Origin of the sequence: Microcoleus sp. FACHB-672, assembly GCF_014695725.1 — a bacterium.
Lineage (GTDB): Bacteria > Cyanobacteriota > Cyanobacteriia > Cyanobacteriales > Oscillatoriaceae > FACHB-68.
In genome coordinates this window covers 219,859-237,424 of the sequence record NZ_JACJOU010000019.1, presented here as the reverse complement: position 1 = coordinate 237,424, position 17,566 = coordinate 219,859, and the positions used below count along the sequence as shown (strand labels likewise).

Annotated in this window: 15 protein-coding genes; 8 read left to right on the top strand and 7 right to left on the bottom strand. The window is 44.5% G+C overall.

What is annotated here, in order from left to right:
* The first annotated feature begins 533 nt into the window (after nt 1-533).
* Entirely contained in the window at nt 534-1,649 is a 1,116-nt protein-coding gene (locus tag H6F56_RS14615) for a WD40 repeat domain-containing protein (RefSeq protein WP_242032011.1), read from the top strand.
* A 174-nt stretch (nt 1,650-1,823) separates the two neighbouring features.
* The gene (locus H6F56_RS14610; protein ID WP_190669383.1) at nt 1,824-2,195 is read left to right on the top strand and encodes a DUF4342 domain-containing protein; all 372 of its coding nucleotides are present in this window, start codon (nt 1,824-1,826) and stop codon (nt 2,193-2,195) included.
* A gap of 152 nt (nt 2,196-2,347) precedes the next feature.
* On the opposite strand, the gene H6F56_RS14605 is transcribed toward H6F56_RS14610, so the two are convergent.
* Nucleotides 2,348-2,623: a GlsB/YeaQ/YmgE family stress response membrane protein gene (locus H6F56_RS14605; protein WP_190669382.1), complete on the bottom strand. Its 276-nt coding sequence runs from the start codon at nt 2,621-2,623 to the stop codon at nt 2,348-2,350.
* A gap of 1,020 nt (nt 2,624-3,643) precedes the next feature.
* On the opposite strand from H6F56_RS14605, the gene H6F56_RS14600 reads away from it, so the two are divergent.
* The 3 genes from H6F56_RS14600 (at nt 3,644) to H6F56_RS14595 (ending at nt 4,544) form a co-directional block, all read left to right on the top strand.
* Complete coding sequence (locus H6F56_RS14600) at nt 3,644-3,823, top strand: hypothetical protein (protein ID WP_190669381.1); 180 nt, start codon at nt 3,644-3,646, stop codon at nt 3,821-3,823.
* A gap of 268 nt (nt 3,824-4,091) precedes the next feature.
* A complete protein-coding gene (locus H6F56_RS26880) occupies nt 4,092-4,223 on the top strand; it encodes a hypothetical protein (protein WP_255513720.1) in 132 nt (43 codons plus the stop codon).
* Between the two features lie 39 nt (nt 4,224-4,262).
* Nucleotides 4,263-4,544: an NfeD family protein gene (locus H6F56_RS14595; protein WP_190669378.1), complete on the top strand. Its 282-nt coding sequence runs from the start codon at nt 4,263-4,265 to the stop codon at nt 4,542-4,544.
* Nucleotides 4,545-4,861: 317 nt separating this feature from the next.
* On the opposite strand, the gene rpsU is transcribed toward H6F56_RS14595, so the two are convergent.
* Entirely contained in the window at nt 4,862-5,044 is a 183-nt protein-coding gene (gene rpsU / locus H6F56_RS14590) for a 30S ribosomal protein S21 (RefSeq protein WP_190669376.1), read from the bottom strand.
* Nucleotides 5,045-5,341: 297 nt separating this feature from the next.
* Entirely contained in the window at nt 5,342-5,659 is a 318-nt protein-coding gene (locus H6F56_RS14585; protein ID WP_190669374.1) for an RNA recognition motif domain-containing protein, read from the bottom strand.
* A 267-nt stretch (nt 5,660-5,926) separates the two neighbouring features.
* Between H6F56_RS14585 and H6F56_RS14580 the strand changes: the two genes are divergently transcribed.
* Nucleotides 5,927-6,178, top strand: a complete 252-nt coding sequence (locus H6F56_RS14580) for a hypothetical protein (RefSeq protein ID WP_190669372.1) — start codon at nt 5,927-5,929, stop codon at nt 6,176-6,178.
* Nucleotides 6,179-6,418: 240 nt separating this feature from the next.
* Complete coding sequence (locus H6F56_RS14575) at nt 6,419-7,489, top strand: DUF3616 domain-containing protein (protein ID WP_190669370.1); 1,071 nt, start codon at nt 6,419-6,421, stop codon at nt 7,487-7,489.
* A gap of 88 nt (nt 7,490-7,577) precedes the next feature.
* Here the strand turns inward: H6F56_RS14575 and H6F56_RS14570 are convergent, their stop codons facing one another.
* Nucleotides 7,578-11,888 (bottom strand): EAL domain-containing protein, encoded by a 4,311-nt coding sequence (locus tag H6F56_RS14570; RefSeq protein ID WP_190669368.1) that lies wholly within the window; start codon nt 11,886-11,888, stop codon nt 7,578-7,580.
* A 425-nt stretch (nt 11,889-12,313) separates the two neighbouring features.
* Nucleotides 12,314-12,919: a biotin/lipoyl-binding protein gene (locus tag H6F56_RS14565; RefSeq protein ID WP_242032010.1), complete on the bottom strand. Its 606-nt coding sequence runs from the start codon at nt 12,917-12,919 to the stop codon at nt 12,314-12,316.
* A gap of 235 nt (nt 12,920-13,154) precedes the next feature.
* Here H6F56_RS14565 and H6F56_RS14560 point away from each other — a divergent pair, with 235 nt between their 5' ends.
* Entirely contained in the window at nt 13,155-13,361 is a 207-nt protein-coding gene (locus H6F56_RS14560) for a hypothetical protein (protein WP_190669366.1), read from the top strand.
* Between the two features lie 210 nt (nt 13,362-13,571).
* Here H6F56_RS14560 and H6F56_RS14555 read toward each other — a convergent pair whose 3' ends face one another.
* Together H6F56_RS14555 and H6F56_RS14550 are read right to left on the bottom strand one after the other, a co-directional pair.
* The gene (locus H6F56_RS14555; protein ID WP_190669365.1) at nt 13,572-14,213 is read right to left on the bottom strand and encodes a hypothetical protein; all 642 of its coding nucleotides are present in this window, start codon (nt 14,211-14,213) and stop codon (nt 13,572-13,574) included.
* A 96-nt stretch (nt 14,214-14,309) separates the two neighbouring features.
* Entirely contained in the window at nt 14,310-17,513 is a 3,204-nt protein-coding gene (locus H6F56_RS14550; protein ID WP_190669363.1) for an efflux RND transporter permease subunit, read from the bottom strand.
* Between the last annotated feature and the right edge of the window lie 53 nt (nt 17,514-17,566).

Sequence of the window (17,566 nt, the reverse complement as noted above, 5' to 3'; positions counted from 1 at the left end):
TCTCACCCTCCCAGCCTACACACCCCGTAATTTCATAAGATCAATGTGAGATGAATTTTTCCAAGATTGCTTCACCGGCTCAACAGGTTATACGGTGCAAAAGTAGATAAACACCTGAAAGCAGTTTTTGGCAAGAAATTGATTAAATAGAAAAATTTACAAAATATAAACTACTCAAAAAAGTGACTGTTTGCGGCGATTTTGAAGCGCTTTTGGAAAAAAGTATCAGAATTCGCTAAGGCTAAAAATGCTGCGACAAACGATAAAGCAGAGAAATTCTTCCTCATCTGTTCTTCATCTCCGAGGAATCACTGAGTGGTTGAGATTAAGGAAAATATATTTACGTGTTCATTCGGATAGGGATACTCGAATATGTAAAGAGCTAATAAAAATTTTATTTTCTTATGAAAAAGTTTGTAAAATATAAAAAATTAAAAAGCTACCAAATCCGGATTTCCCACGTTTGCTCCGTTAAAGGAGTTGTTTGGGTTAAAGTCAAAATTCTTTTGGAGCAAAAAACCCTCATGAAAGCTATGAGCGACTCCATACTCAATAAAGCCATCACCGCCAATCAGTCTGTATCTGTTCCTTCCCACCCTTCCTTAGAATTGCCCCACGGGCACCTCTTTCAACTGCCTAAGGCGATTCTCAAAGCCCTAACTCATGAAAACTTGTCCTTAGAAATGCTGCCGGTAGAACAGCAGCCGCCACATTTGCTGAGCCGGCCCGGTGCAATGCAACTGCAAACATGGAAATGCTTACACACACTCGCTGACCATTCTAAAGAAGTGTTTTCGGTCGCTTTTAGCCCAGATGGAAGGACTTTAGCTAGTAGCAGTGATGACACGACGATTAAAATTTGGGATCTGGAGATCGCTCAACTAAAAAATACCCTGACACTACATTCCGAATCAGTTCGGTCTGTCATCTTTAACCCCGTTCATGCAGCATCGCTCGTCAGTGGCAGCGATGAGTGTGACATTAAGATTTTGAATCTTGAGACAGAGAAGCTTAACAGTACCTTAAGAGGGCATTCTCATTGGGTTTCCTCTGTTGCTTTTAGTCCGGATGGCAAGACGTTAGCGAGTGCCAGTTTCGACAACACGATTAAGATTTGGGATGGGGAAAAAAGGAAACAAATTAGTACCCTGAAAGGCCATTTAGAACCCGTTTTTTCGGTTGCTTTTAGCCCAGATGGCAAGATTTTAGCCAGTGGCAGCCGTGATAACACCATTAAGATTTGGGATCTGAAAAGAAAAAAACTACTCTACACCCTTACCGGCCATTCAGCTTCAGTTTTTTCAGTCGCTTTTAGCCCTGATGGAAAGACTTTAATCAGTGGCAGCCGTGACTGTAGGATTAAAATTTGGAATCTGGAAAACCAGAATTTGATCGGCACTCTGGAGGGGCATACTAATTGGGTTTGGTCTGTCGCTGTTAGCCCAGATGGAGAGACGTTAGCCAGTGCTAGTAGTGACCAGACTATCAAACTTTGGGATCTCAACAGCCAAACTTTGATCAACACCTTAACTGATCATTGTGATGAAGTTTTGTGCGTGGCTTTCAGTCCGGATGGAGAGACGTTAGCCAGTGGTAGCCGTGACACAACAATTAAGATTTGGGGAAGTGTGACGGAACCCACTCACTAGGGATAAAGCCGGCTATTGCGGTGGGGCGGCGATACCGCCCCAAAGCTCACATTGAGGGATTCAGATGTAGGAAGTTTAAAAATGGCTAAGGCAATAATTATATATCTAAAGAAGCAGCCATTTACTGAAATAAACTTCCATACTGAAAGAAACCTCAGCACAGAGACTTAAAATATGAATTCACCTTACAATCGCCCTTCCGATTCAGTTGAAGTTAACTCAACGCCGATTGAAGAAGATACTACCGTTCGATTGGAAAGGATTACTGTTGAACCTCAAGCTCATTCTTCAGAAAACGTTCGGGTAGAAGAATTTTCTATCACTGGCGAAGCTCTCGTTAGCAAAGTTAAGGAACTCATTCATCAAGGCAACATTCGGCGTATCATTATTAAAAATGATGAAGGACGCACCCTAATAGAAATTCCTCTGACCGCAGGAGTTGTTGGCGGAGTTGTTGCGACCAGTTTATTTCCAATCGTAGCGGCAATTGGTGCGATTGGTGCACTGGTTGCTCATCTCAAAATTGCGATTGAAAGAACAGAATAAACTCCTTTGGCGCCGGGAAAGGGCGGGTAATGCAGCTGATTAAATCGTTATTATTCACTGGAGAATATGAAATCACCCGCGCCTTTGCTCTTTGCCGGCTCTTCGTTAGATTGCTACTCACATCTCTCATCCGCGACGCATTGAAGTCTCGTTTAACGATAAGCGCGGCGGTTAATCATGTGCCACAACCAGATAGCAACTAAGGCACCCAAAACGGCCACAAAAAGACCGGGAAGACTAAAAGTTGTCGCTGTTAACTGGAGACTTCCTGTTGATAAGAACGTTGCCAAGGTTCCACCGACAAAAGCGCCGACAATACCCAGCAAGATTGTGGCAAGAATGCCGCCGCCTTGATAACCGGGATATATGGCTTTAGCAATTGCGCCGGCAATTAAACCTAAAATAACCCAGGCAAGAATATTATTCATGGCTTTAAATCCTTGAATGTCTAAGACTAAAGTTCTTTATGTTTTAACCTTAACAGCGAGCGCCACTGTTAAGCATCTACCAAACGATATAAGCACTTAGATAAAATCTGGATTAGGATTAAAGTCGCACCGGCTCGACTTTAATCCTAAAGAGAAATTAAGAACTGTAAATAAACAGGTGGAGATAAGGCCGGTTTTGAGGTTAAGCAAAACCGCTTTTCCGGGTTATCTTCTCAACGTGCATCAAATTTCGATTGCCGGCTAGCAGTCAAACTCCAAGTATTCCTCCTCCTCTCTCCTCTTCTCCCTTGTCTTTCAATAGACGAACTGATTTGGATAATCACTTCGCACTCGCGTTAGGGTGAGGGTTTGCTTCATCCCGCTTCACAGTTTGTAATCGTATTAAGTCGGTGTTGCACCCGAATAGTCGTCGAGTACCTGTCACGTAGGACGGGTGAGTTTGTCGGGACAACGGCTGAGAGCTAGTTGCTTTAGCTTCTTTAAAAGAGCGTAGCATTTTAACCTAATCGAAGCCGATCCGGTTGCGTGTAGAGTCCGGCTGGTTGATTGTCCCATGAATGGCAACAGCAGAGTGTGCTTGCATCTACCTTAGAGAGAATGGCGACTTAGTTTTATCAGATCTGTGACGATCCGGAAGGGGTCGGAAAGAATGGAAGTTTTACTGCCGGCTTCTTTTTTGTAAGAAAAACTCTCATCGTGCTGTCTGTAGTTTTTTACATTGGAAGCATTGAACTTAACTAAAGCGCTATAGAGTTAATCGCCACCTGACTGCCTATTTATCAGTAGTTATTCTGATGTTTAAGCATTTTTTTTAAATTAAAATATAAACCTGTTAAGGTACAAAACCTGAGCTTTATAAAAGGAACAAAAGCCAGATTACGACCGACATGACAGCCATAGGATGCATCTGACTACAGGCCACAACTTCTGATATCGCTCAATTCCAGTTATTTTTATCCTTTCTTATTTCTTGTGAAAATCACGACTTGCAAAAGAGAAGTGCAAACCAATAGAGTTGTCGAATTCTGCCGATTTTTAATGCCTCCTGTCAGTCTCGTTGCCGGTGCTATTTGTGCAATTGTAGCGCCGGCACCCAGCACTCGTAGCTTAACGACGGCTAACGGTTCCAGACTTGATGTTGAGCAAATCGAGCCGGTCTATCTTCACGCCTTTAGCTAAAAAACTAGGGCTTTTACTGTACATCCACTTGTCTTTTGTGTCAATCACTTGCGGTTGTAGGGTGCTCAAGTGAAGTGTATTTGCCGGCGCAAAGACGGCGCTTTCTGGTTGCCAGTTAGGCAAGTGTCCACTGGAATTGCAGTAAAAACCGCTATCTCAAGCGTCATCAGATGCCATTGAGATAACCACCTTTGATAGTGATACGTTGCCGAGACTGTACGCATTGAGGAATTCGTAAAGTTGAACCATCGCAATCAGGAAGGTTCACATGGAATTTTTAGCCTACTTTTTCCCAATGCCCAGCAAGTTCGATTATCCGACTCATGTTTTTCTAACGAAGACTGCTGCCGGCGAAGGAACTGAAACAGCCTCAGCGGAATTTCTGATGCGACTTGCTTAATTTTAACAATTCTCTCACCCAAAGAAGGTAGCAAAAGCAATGTTTAACCCTTTTAAGCTCTACAATGCCGTTAAACCTAAATATAGAAAAAGAAGGAACTACTACCTCAGACATTTGTTAGGAAAACCGGGAGAAGAAGCCATTGTTGAAGAAATTATTGAAGGCCCGTATAAGCCAGGACGGGTCAAGTTTAGAGGCAGCTGGTGGCCGGCTAAATGTGAACGCTCACTGACCCTAAATCCCGGCCAAAGAGTGCTTGTTAAGGGAATTCATAACATCACACTGCTGGTTGAACCAGTTGTGTCGAATTCTATCAAATAAGGCCAAACTCAGCGATTACAGTTTCTAGATGAGGCGAAACTTTTTGAACTTGTTCTCGTTTGAGTTTTGAGGTTCCATCAAGCTTTTAATTATATCAATCTACACTGCACTAGAGATGATGCGTCACGGCTTGTCAATGCTTCTCTACGGTGCAGGATTGTTAAACCAAAGGATCTACGTATGGAGAGGTAGGGGCGGGTTTAGCTATACACTTTTTACTCTAACGATTAAATCTCGCTCGAAACTCGCCCCTACTTTTGATGTCAAATGAGATTTTGAGAAAATGGCTGCAGTAATTTGCGATTTTGTGCTGTTCGCTATCTGGTAAATCGCCGCTTCCGCCTTCTGGCAATCGCTTTGCGCTTGCGTTTCTCAATTGGCGTCTCGAAGTGACGCTGGCGCTTCATATCAGCAAAAATGCCTTCTTTAGATACTTCACGCTTAAACCGGCGCAGCGCTGACTCAATTCCTTCATTTTCACCCAGAATAATTTGGGTCATTCTGTCTACTCCTAAGCGTTGAACTATTGTTGGATGATTGCATTCACCCAAGTGAATCAAACCTCGAAATAGGATAGAACAAAAATTCAAGGTCATTCAGTTCTTGGCTTGGCTTTCAATGGCTGAATTTGCGCTAAACGGCGCAGACTCATCGCCTTTGATCGCTGACGCCCCAGATTTCTAAGCAAATCTCAGCGCTTTGAGTGTAAGACTGAGGTAAAACCTAGTGACTGGAACTGAATGACCCTGGCAAGAAGTTCACCTAATTAACTACTTTGAAGGCTTTATGACTAAAGCTTAATAACGTCGGGAAGAATATCCGCCGCGATTTTTATCTCCCCAGCCACCGCCGCCACCCGACCGCTTGTTTTCTTCACGCGGTTTGGCTTTGTTCACTTTTAGATCGCGGCCCATCCACTCCGCACCATCTAAAGCTTCAATAGCTGCAGTTTCTTCGGCTTCGGTTTCCATTTCTACAAAACCAAAACCCCGCATCCGGCCGGTTTCACGGTCAGTGGGGAGTTGAACTCGCTTCACGGTTCCATATTCCGCAAAAACGCTTGTTAGGTCTTCTTGGGTAACTTTGTAGGATAGGTTGCCTACATAAATTGACATAAAGTCTCTCCAGACTTAAATCAGATAGTGTAGAGATTTCGATCCGCAGATGCGCCTGCAACAAAAAATAACAAACACTGCCGCCGAACTTACTTCTCGCTCAGGATTATAGCACAAATTATCGATTTAAATTCATTTTTTATACTTTCTTAAAGCCAGTGACAGTAAGGCTTGAGAGGCGATAGCATTAACCCAGACACATTCAATCCCTGCCGCACTTGATGCCATTTAGCGAACAGTTGAGTCGGGTTTACGGGAGGGATGCCGATGCTTGCGATCAGGGTGAGTGTAAAGATCGCAGCAGCGGTTGACCGAAACCTTGCGGGGATTGGGAATTGCTTCTACCAGCTTGATGCCTTCGCTCACCGGCAACTGGAAATCAGAGGCGGGTTTAACTGGCTGACGGGTGATCGATATTATCGTTTCTTGCTAGTCTATCAAGCCGGCAAACCCCACCGGCATCATCACAGGAAACTGCTGTGGTGTTCGATAGATGCGAATGCCTTCTGCGAACGATAGGGAAAGCCGGCTTTGTACCTCTCTAGATAGAGCGAGAATTTCTACTAATTGCGGCTTCTAATCTTTGGCGTTTTCATACTTCACGCTAACATCCCTCTTAAGATAGATATTCCGGCAGCCACTTTCAATTGGCAAGTTTTTTTCAAAGCTCTACCCAAGGATAGGTTATAAAAGCTGGCTGTTCGATATGCTAGCAGTAACTATCAACAATTTTCTAACAGTTTTAAGGATAAAGTTACAATGGCAGAAGGTTTTTTACTGAGTCGGGTTTTACTTCGCTTTGCGCCTGAATTTACGGATATTATTGGAGATTTATCAGCAGCCGCTCTCACCCCTGATGGGAGCTTATGGGTGGCTTCTGATGAAACAACATCAATTGAGCGTTTATCTCAGATTGAACCCTGTATCTTTGGAGAACATAAGCGATTTGCTATTGGAGATTTTATTGAGCTTTTTAATGAGAAAGACGAAATCGATATTGAAGGGATGGATTATACCAATCACTATCTTTGGTTTATCGGTTCTCACAGTACGAAGCGTAAAAAAACCAAGGGAAATGAACCCGAACAAGATATTCAGCGATTGGCCGAAGTCAAAACTGAGTTAAACCGTTACTTACTCGGTCGAATTCCGGTTTTTGACAAACAATTATTTAAATCATGTTCGCATCCAGAGAACCCAGAACAAAAACTGACGGCTGGATGCCTTCAAAAAACCGACTCATTGCTCACTATATTGGAAAATGATAGCCATCTTGGTTCATTTATAGCAGCCGGTATTCCCTCTAAAGAAAATGGGTTTGATATCGAAGGATTAGCCGTTCGCGGAGATAAAGTTTTCATAGGGTTGCGTGGGCCAGTGTTGCGAGGCTGGGCGATCATTTTAGAAATAGAAATTGAAGAACCCAACCCCGGTATTTTAGCCTTAAAAGCAATCGGCTCAGAAGGTGAGCGGTATAAAAAACATTTTGTGCAGATGAATGGTTTAGGAGTCCGTGAATTGTGTATCGATGGCGAAGATTTAATCATTCTTGCCGGCCCCACTATGGAACTAGAAGGTAATCTGAGAGTATTCCGGTTAAAAAATGCCTTAGAGCTTTCAGGAAATACACTATTTTCCCAAGATTCGGGACACTTAGAAGTCTTATTCGATTTGCCTTTTATATTGGGTGCAGATCACGCTGAAGGCTTGGCACTTTTTCCCTGTTTGGGGCAACCAAATTCTCTTTTAGTGGTTTATGATTCCCCGGATGCCCCAAGAAAAGTTGAGAAGGATGCTGTTTTTGCAGATGTTTTTAAATTGAAGCGCTAACAAGTGTTTTTGAAAGTTTTTTTGCTGTTTAAGTGAGGGCAGCCTGAAGAAAAGCGAAATCGCTATAAGTAAGCCCAGTTCTCTTATATTATGAGTAATTACCAAACTTGATAAGATTTTGGTAACTCCCGTCCACTGCTCCTAAGGGGTTGTAAATGCTGTTAGAAACCTCCGCACGCCAAGAAGGCGAAGATTCTGACTCTTGTAAGTTTCGCAGCAGTTGAGTGGCTTCCTCTGCCGGTAAAGGCCGGCTGAAAAAATAGCCCTGCATATATTGGCATTGCAAATTGCGGAGTAAATCCTTTAATTGTTCTGTTTCTACCCCTTCGGCCACCACCCGAAGATTCAGTCCATACCCCAAGGCAATAATTGCCGTAACAATCGCGACATCATCACAGTTTGCAATCAGATCCCGAACAAAAGACTGGTCAATTTTGATCGTGTGGAATGGAAACTTTTTTAGATAACTGAGCGAAGAATAACCGATGCCGAAATCATCTAAAGAAAGGCGAACCCCCATTTTATATAATTCTCGCAAAATGGACTGAGTCGCGTCTATATTTTGCATTGCCACAGTTTCCGTAACTTCCAACTCCAAAAACTGAGCATTTAACCCAGTTTCTAATAAAACTTGCCTAACCGTTTCCACAAAATCCGGTTGCTGAAGCTGTCGAGCAGAAAGGTTAATTGCAATCCCAATCGGGGGCAAACCGGCATCCTGCCAAGCTTTATTTTGAGCGCAGGCAGTCTTTAATACCCACTCGCACAAGGGGATAATTAATCCATTTTCTTCAGCAAGCGGGATAAAGGTTGCCGGAGAAATCAAGCCCTGAGTTGGGTGCTGCCAGCGCACCAAGGCTTCCATTTGAGCGATTTCTCCTGTTAGCGTATTCACTAGAGGTTGGTAATAAATTAAAAACTCTTCTCGCTCTAAAGCATGGTGCAAGCTATGTTCCAAAACTAGCAACTCCGAGCCTTTAGAATTGATAGCCGGCGTATAAAGCTGAAACGCATTTCGTCCTTGCTCCTTAGCTCGATATAGCGCCGCATCTGCATTTTTGAGCAGTGTTTCAGCATCCTCGCCGTCATTGGGATAAAAGGCAAGTCCAATACTGCTAGTAATGTGCAGTTGGTGGCCTTCTAGATCAAAAATTGGCTTTAAGGCTTCTAAGATTCTTTCGGCAATTTTAACAGCATCTCGCACACAACTGACTTGAGGCAATAACAAAGTGAATTCATCCCCTCCCCAACGAGCAATTGTATCGCCAGAACGCAAACAACTTGTCAATCGCAGAGCAACAGCTTCTAACAAGCGATCACCAACAGCATGACCTAGGGTATCGTTGATTACCTTAAAGCGGTCTAAATCCAGAAACATTACAGCCAGTATGCCCCCGGAACGCTGGCTAGAAGCCAATGCAATGGCAAGCCGGTCATTAAATAGCATTCGGTTCGGTAAGCCAGTCAGGAGATCATGCAATGCTTGATAGCGAATTTTTTCCTCTGCTCGCTTGCGCTCAGTAACATCCCGAAAGCTCCAGACTCTACCAACTATATTTTCTGCGATTCGCTGCGGTTGCGAATAGCGCTCAAAAATGCGACCATCTTTGAATTCAAAAATGTCATAGCTTTCGGCTTCTGGGGTGGCGTACAGTTCCTTAACTCTGCAAAGAAAACCTTGAGGATCTGCCAGCTGCTTGAGAACAAAATTCAAGACAACGCCGTGTTCTGGCGCTGTAATAACAGAAGTTGGGACTTGCCACATTTCTAAAAACTTCTGATTGTAACTCTCTATTTTTCCTTCTAGATTCACAACAAAAATGCCATCTGTCGTTGATTCCAGTGTGGCGCGGAGCAGAGACAGCGATTTTTCAATTTCTTCTTGAGCTTGTTTACGTTCTGTGATGTTCCGAGCAATGACAAGGATTTGGTTTTCTAGTAAGGGAACAAACCGCGCTTCAAAACTTGTTATTACATTTTCAATAGGGCGCGAATACTCGACATCAACTAAGGATTTTGTTGCCAGAACTTGCTCAAGTGCTTCAGCACACTGTTGCGCTGCGCTCGGTGTAATCACATCTTGGATTCGCTTGCCAATTAATTGCGCGGGTGACTCAGGCCAATCAGCATTTTGCGGTGTGTGGCAGTCAATAATTGTGCCATCTGAATGCAGCCGGAAGTAAATGTCGGGAAACGCCTCAAAAACAGCTTTCAGCTCAGCAGTTGTGCGGAGTAACTCTTCTTGGGAACGCTGACGTTCAACAATTTCCCTTTGTAGTTGTTGGTTGGCATTTCTTAAATCAGTTGTGCGCTCTTCAACTCGCATTTCGAGCGCTTCATAGGCTTGTTTGAGTGCCGACTCTGCCTGTTTGCGCTCACTGATATCTCGCCAACAACCGACAATTTCCACCACATTGCCGGCCTCGTCTACAATTAGCTTCAGTTCATCGTGCATCCAGTGATACTGTCCGTCTTTGCAGCGGAAACGGTATTCATGGGAGTGGAAACCGGCTTCAAATAAAAACGACATCCCAGCCATCACACGGGGGGCATCTTCTGGGTGAAGCCGGCTCGCCCAAAAGCTAAAATTATTTAGAAAATCGTTAGGTTCAAAGCCCATCTGTGCCGTCACGTTTTCGCTGATAAACGTTGGGCTAAAATTGCCTTCAGCCTTGCAGCTGTAAATCACTGCCGGACTGGTATTGAGCAAATGCTGCAACCGTTCCTGAGTCTTGAGCAGTTCTTGCTCTGTCTGTTTGCGCTCTTGCGCCAAGGAGATGGCTGATGCTGCTGCTGCCAGCAGGTTCACTTCCACCGGCTCCCACGCACGCGCTTCAGTACAATTGTCAAACCCGATAATGCCAAAAAACTCACCATTAACTGTAATCGGCAACACGAGAATTGAAAGAATGCCCTGAGGTTCTAAGACAATACGCTCTGATTCCGGAAATTCGGTGACGATGCCGGCAATGATTTCGCCCCGTGCCAGAAACTCGGCCCACCGGGGGAAGAAATCGTTGTATGAAAGGTTTTGCAGTTCAGGATTGTCAAGTTCGGGCTGGATACCTGCGGCACACCATTCTGCACGCTGGCTCATCAGCAATCCGCCTGTTTCAGAGCGATGGTTCTCAAACACGTAAATGCGACTAGCGCCAGAAGCCAGCCCCAGGGGCGTCAGCAGCCCCGTGTAGCAACTGGAACTGCCATTAAAGGTCAGCAGCCGGCGTTCAACTTCCACTAACGCCCACAAGTATCGTTCACGCTGCGCCAGTGCCGCCTCTATCCGCTTGTGATGGCTGATGTCACGGGCGATGGTAGAGAGAAAGTCAACGCTGCCATCTGGCTTTTTGTGGGCGATGATTAACTGGCTGACCGGAATGATGCGCCCATCACGACTCTGTAGCGCTGATTCACCGGCCCAGACTCCATCGCGGATAGCAGCGGGAATTCCCTGTTCTAAAATAATTTGACCGGCCCATTGCGGGTGATAGGTGGCGACGGTGATCTTTGAGGTATCTTCTTGTTGGCCGATTCCTACCAACTGCCGGCCTGCCCGGTTGATGTAAAATGCAATTCCTTGGGAATTGGCGGTGCCTACGAAGTCGCTCGTCGCTTCTATGATTGCCGCAAGGCGCGTCACGGTTTCCTCTGTCTGTTTGCCAAAGGTGATTTCGCGGTAAGTTGTCACAATCCCCGCTACACTCGGCTCAGCCAGTAAGTTATTTGCAATTACTTCAAAATCTCGCCAAGAACCGTCTGTGTGTCGCAACCGAATCTCAGCCGCAATGTTCGTAGATGGAGCGAGCAATGCTTCCGTTAAAAGACGTTCACAGAAGCCGACATCGTCAGGATGAACCAGGGCAAAAGCCTTTTTTCCCAGCCAATCTTCAGGTTCATAACCCAAAATCTGTTTAAGTGAGGCGCTGATGTAGTCAATCGTGCCATCGGCTGCAAGGGTTGCGATAATGGCGGATGTATTTTGCAACAAGGCACGTAAGCGCTTTTCGCTTTGATGTAGTGCTTGAGTTTGGGCAATCTCGATACTGAAACGCCGCTTAAATAAGAATGCCAGCGGTGCCAGAATGAAGAAGATGGTACTGGCAATCGCCACCACTGCCGGCATTGCTATGGCTGCCGGCATTAAGACATCTGGTAAATTATGGCTTAAGGAAATTGCCGGTTGAGACGCCAGCATAGCGAGCAAGGGCATCAACCCAAGGCTAATTCCTAATGCGAAGGCACTGCTCACTAGCCATAGTTGCCGGCTACACCCTTGGGATGCTGTTATTCTTCGCGCCAGAGCCAGTGCTGCGTAGGAAGCGAGCATGACAATGGCAATCGAAAGAACCACCAGACGAATATCATCGGTGGCTCTCAGGGTTACGCTTGCGTCAGTCATGCCGCTAGTCTCCATCCCATAATTCTTGCTTTTTCTTTAAGCATGGTTTTTTATTTCACGTTTGAGTGTGAAGTTTTGGCCGGCTACTATAAATTTTTTGTAATTTTAAAGCTAACTGCTCAGGGATTATAAAAGTCTAAAATCAATAGGAGGTTTCTAAATAGGTTCAAAGTTTTCAAGCTAAGTTCTTACGAACTTGTTAAAACTCGTTGGATGATAAAGATGTTCTTGCCACAGTTGTTGGGCTGAATTACACGCTCAACCTGTCTCCTGTCTTAAATATTAATGCAAAAAGTCGTGATCTTCTTTCTCTAAAGGTAGAAAATTACCCCAGGGAATTGTGTCTATTGTCACGAATCGCCTTAAATATATCGGCTGCCAAATAATAAATGTTTAAACTGAGTTTCATTTTCAGAATGTGATTTTTACCAATCCGTGATATTTCCTTCTGCCTCCGCCCGTTTTTCCAAGGAATTAACCCGCAGTTCTGTTAATTCATGACTTGACAAAATCGCAATAGTTTGATTCTTTTCTACCACGTTGCCCGGTTCTACCAATAGCTGCACCACCTTACCTACAGCCGGTGCCGTGACTTCCACTTGTTGGCAGGGAAAGGTTTCAATTTGGCCGGTGGTTTTAATGCCAACATCCAGGGGTTGCCGCACAATCGGGTTGACCTGAATTCCCATGCGTTTAACGGTTTGGGCATCTACCTGAATGCTTTCAGCAGTTGTTGCGGCTTCCGATTCACTGTGAAATTCATCCCCGTGGCCGGCATGAGAAAGAACCGATGCCGGTGTTAAAAAACTGAAAAGCAAATAGGCAGCAATGGAGGGGGATGCGAAGTAACGCATGAAGAATTTCCATCCTTTACGTTCACCATGATTTGCTGACACTTTTGATTTTGTTGGGGGAAGAGTGGGCGATGGCTGAGTGAGTTGTGCTGATAGGGCTACCGAATCTGATGGCGCGGATGTGCCGGCATCAGGAAAACACTCTTTCAGGCTTGCATAGAAAAATGAAATCAGCATGAAATGTTTATCTCATAGCAGAGCGCAGGCTCCTGAGATCATAAGTACAATCGCTTAAGTAGGGAAATGTAATAAGAGATACAAAGTTAACGCATAGTTTTTACGGATAAAATGCAGCCCGCTCAAGCCACCTACTGTTAAAGAGTAGTAAAAATACTAAGGGAATTTATTAATAGATAGAGTCAATTTATAAGTAACCACATTCAGGGACGCTGTCAGCAAGGAAAAGTTTCTTATGAATACCTATCTTTTAAATTTATTCCTATTTTCTCAACTCAGCAAAGCCGGTAGCAAAGGTTTTACAACGTTTGACCTGTTAGCACATATTTTCGTCATAGTCATTTTGCTCATGGCCGTGCCGGTGTTGTTTTTCTCACCGCAGCCTGGAAGTGATACCGCCTATCAGGGAAACCAAACCGTCCTGATTCGGTTTAAGTATTAAAACTTTTCTGGATTAATCATGGCAATCAATCCCCTTTAGGCTGTGAACGATTTGCCGCAATTGAGTACACATCCCTCGCTGTGATCGCTTTAAAATCCTTTAATTTTGCCTTGCCTCGCATAATGCGATGTGGTGCGTTCATAGGATTTAACTAAGGGCTGAAAGTTCAGGTTACTGGCTCTATCTAGAGTAATAAAAAAGAGGGATAACTTACCAATCATCGTAGTTATTAGGATCAATTATCTCACCTGTTTCCGTATCTTCAACTTTAGCGACAAACCCGCCGGGAGCACCTAGGCTCACTGGAGTAAATCGATAAATATATCTGGGTGTAAGCGCTTGCTCGTTCATCCAGTTTTTCCACTGTGTTAAAGTCTGATATTCCTGCTCTGCAATCTGGCATACCAACGTAGAATTTCGCTTTCCAGACCAAGGGTGGTCAAGTTTCTTATCCATCACATGGGACAAAAAGGAAAACTGAAGGGCTGGCTCTCTTATTATTTGAAAAAGCCTATTTGCTTTCTTTATATCTACCTCTAAATCTAAAGTATCACCTGTTAATAATTGTTCAACTCTCAAATTACATTTAGAACCTTTTAATCGAAACTTATAGACACAGGCACTACTACTACCAGCCCCGTAATAAGGCAAAATATCTCCCTCTTTCTCTGCCTGTTGCATCATCTCTAAGACAAACCCTTGGACTGAAAGTCTTCCTTTGAAAGAACCCGTTGCTAATTGTTCTTTAAAGACCATTTCATCAATTGAGTATTCCCAATCATATAATTGTTTAACGAGTTCACCCGAAACTCGAAATCCGATTTTCTTATGGGACTTTTGTACTTCCAGCATGGCTGCACTTCCCTGCGTTTTGAGTATTATGATATCAATTAGCTAACTTCTTCCCAAACAGTGTTAGGAATTTGGCTCAAAATCTCTTTCAATCGCCTATCTAAGCTGGCGGGATTGTCGCTCCGTCAGGCTGCCGGCTTTCCCATCCAAGTTTGTATCCTTCTCTGGCTGAGGTTGCTGCGGCGGCTTCTTTTTAGTAAAGCGATCTTGAATCGATATAATCACCACATACAAAATCGGCACCACAAACAAACTCAAGAACGTAGAAACAACCATTCCCCCTGCAATCGCATTACCCAGAGATCGCCGGCTCGCTGCCCCTGCGCCTTCGGGGTTGATTAAGGGCGCAATCCCCAAGATAAACGCTAACGAAGTCATTAGAATCGGTCGCAAGCGTTCTTGAGAAGCTTCAACCGCTGCCTTAGCAATTGAAAGTCCTTGCTGCCGCAATTGGTTGGCAAACTCCACTATTAAAATGGCATTTTTACTCGCCAACCCAATCAACATCACTAAACCGATTTGGCAGTAAACATCATTAGATAAACCCCGCATCGATTGCGCTAAAAGCGCTCCTAAAATAGCCAAAGGAACCGAAAGCAGAATAATCAGCGGATCAACATAATTCTCGTACTGAGCAGCTAAAACCAAAAACACAAAGACAAGTCCCAGCCCGAAAATTATTGGGGCTTGACCGCCCGATTCAATTTCTTCTAATGAACTCCCCGACCATTCATAATCAAAACCTGCCGGTAGCACTTGAGCAGATACCTTTTCCATTGCCTCAATTGCATCTCCAGAACTAGATCCAGGCGCAGGGGAACCATTAATTTCAATTGAGCGGAATAGATTATAGTGGTTAATCGTTTGTGCCCCCACTGTGGGAGTAATCTTTACCAAGTTGCTCAAAGGAATCATTTGATTTCTTTGAGAGCGAACGTACAGTTTCCCAATATCTTCTGGATTAGCGCGAAACTCTTTGTCTGCTTGGATATACACCCGATAATTGCGCTGCTGCAAATTGAAATCGTTTACATATTGCGAACCCAAAGCGCTTTGCAAGGTACTGAAAATACTATCGATTGGAACGTCCAGTGCTTTGGCTTTGTTGCGGTCTACTTCAACGAGGAGTTGAGGCGTATTTGCCGCGAATGTGCTAAACACCGCTTGCAATCCAGGGGTCTGGTTGGCTTGCTTGAGTATAAGACCCATCGATTGCACGAGGGAATCTAAACCGCTATTACCTCTTTGATCTTGGAGTTGAAATTGGAAGCCCCCAAATTGCCCTAAACCTTGAATTGCCGGCGGATTAACCGGCAATATTCGGGCTTCTGTGATTTGGGAAAAAGTTCCCCGCAATTTGCCAAGAATGGCTTGCACTGATTGATCTGCTCCGTGGCGTTCCTCCCAAGATTTAAGCGTGGTAAAGATAATGCCACTGTTAGATGTGCTGCCGCTAAAACCAAAACCCCCGACTGAAAAAGTCCCTACGACTTCAGGAAGTTTAAGGATTTCTTTTTCAACCCGATCCATTACCTCGCGGGTGTATTGCAGCGAAACCCCCTGTGGACCTTGGATAATTGTGAGAAAATAGCCTTGGTCTTCTTCTGGGATAAATGCGGTCGGTACTGCTAGGTAAAGCCAACCCGTGAAGGCAATAGAAACAACAAAAAGCCCGACAACGAAGAGTTTAATTTTGGTTAAAAATAACAGGAATTGCCGATAGCGCCGGCGCGTCCAGTCAAGCCCCCCATTAATTCGGTCAAACACCCAACCAATCGGACCTCCCTGATGCTGTCTCGGACGCAATAAAATAGCTGCAAGCGACGGCGTCAGGGTAATCGCTAGAAAGGTGGAAAGTAGAACAGAAAAGGCAATTGTCAGCGCAAATTGTTTGTAAAGTGCCCCCGTGGTGCCGGGGAAAAACGCCACTGGAATAAACACGGCCATTAACACCAGTGAAGTTGCAATGACCGCGCTGAACAGTTCGTGCATTGCCTCAGATGCCGCTGCACGCGGATTCATCCCCTGAGTTTGAATCAGCCGGTCAATATCCTCCACCACAATGATGGCGTCATCCACCACCAACCCCGTGGCTAAGGTCAGGCCAAACAGAGACAAACTGTTAATTGAAAATCCGAAAATCTTGATAAAAGCAAACGTGCCAATTAAAGAAATCGGAATTGTAATCGTTGGGATTAAAGTTGTTCTCCAATCTTGCAAAAAGACAAAAATAACGATAATGACTAGCAGAATCGCTTCAAATAGTGTTTTCACCACTTCTGAAAGTGATTGTTCTACGAATAAAGTGGTATCTAGCGCCACTTGATGTTTCAATCCTGGAGGAAAGCGTTCGGCCAGTTTTACCATTTCGGCTTTCACACCTTTGGCAACATCCAAAGCATTACTGCCAGGAAGTTGGTAAATTCCTAACCCCACTGCGTCATTGCCGCGAAATCTCAAGAACGAGTTGTAATTTTCGGCTCCCAGTTCCGCTCGTCCTACATCTTTAAGCTTGGTTAAGGCTCCGCTTTCTTCTGTTTTGAGAACAAGTTCTTCAAATTCTGTGACGTCTGTTAACCGGCTCACTGCCCGCAAATCCAGTTGGTACATTTGCCCTTCTGGTGCCGGTTCTTGACCAATTCTTCCTGCGCCAACCTGGATGTTTTGTTCAGTCAGCGCCCTCACGACATCCTGAGTGGTTAAACTGCGACTGGCAAGCCGGTTGGGGTCTAGCCAGACGCGCATCGCATAGCGGCGTTCTCCAAAAATTCGCACGTCGCCTACGCCTTTTACTCTTTTTAAGGCATCTGTCAGGTAAAGGTCAGCGTAGTTGCTTAAAAATATGTTGTCGTATTCATTATTTTCGGTAAATAAACCAATGGCTAATAGAAGGCTACTAGACTGCTTTGTCACCCGAACACCTGTACGCTGCACCACATCTGGAAGTTGCGGTTGGGCAACAGAAATTCGATTTTGAATATCAACAGCGGCAATATCTTTGTTGCGTGAGGGGTCAAAGGTGGCGGTAATACTGCTGGTGCCGTCGTTACTGCTGCTAGACGTTAAATACCTCAGTCCCTCAACCCCGTTAATTTGCCTTTCTAAGATGTTCGTAACCGCGTTTTCGACAACTTCTGCACTGGCTCCGCTGTAGTTAGCAGTGACGTTGATTTGAATTGGGCTGATCTCCGGAAACTGTGCAATAGGCAGCGTAGGAATACTAATCGCTCCTACTAAAATAATAATTAAGGCACAGACGGTGGCAAAGACAGGTCTCTTAATAAAGAAATCTGCAAACATAATTTTAGTAAGGGTTAGTTTGCTGAATCAGTTGTTAGTAGTTAGTTGCAGGT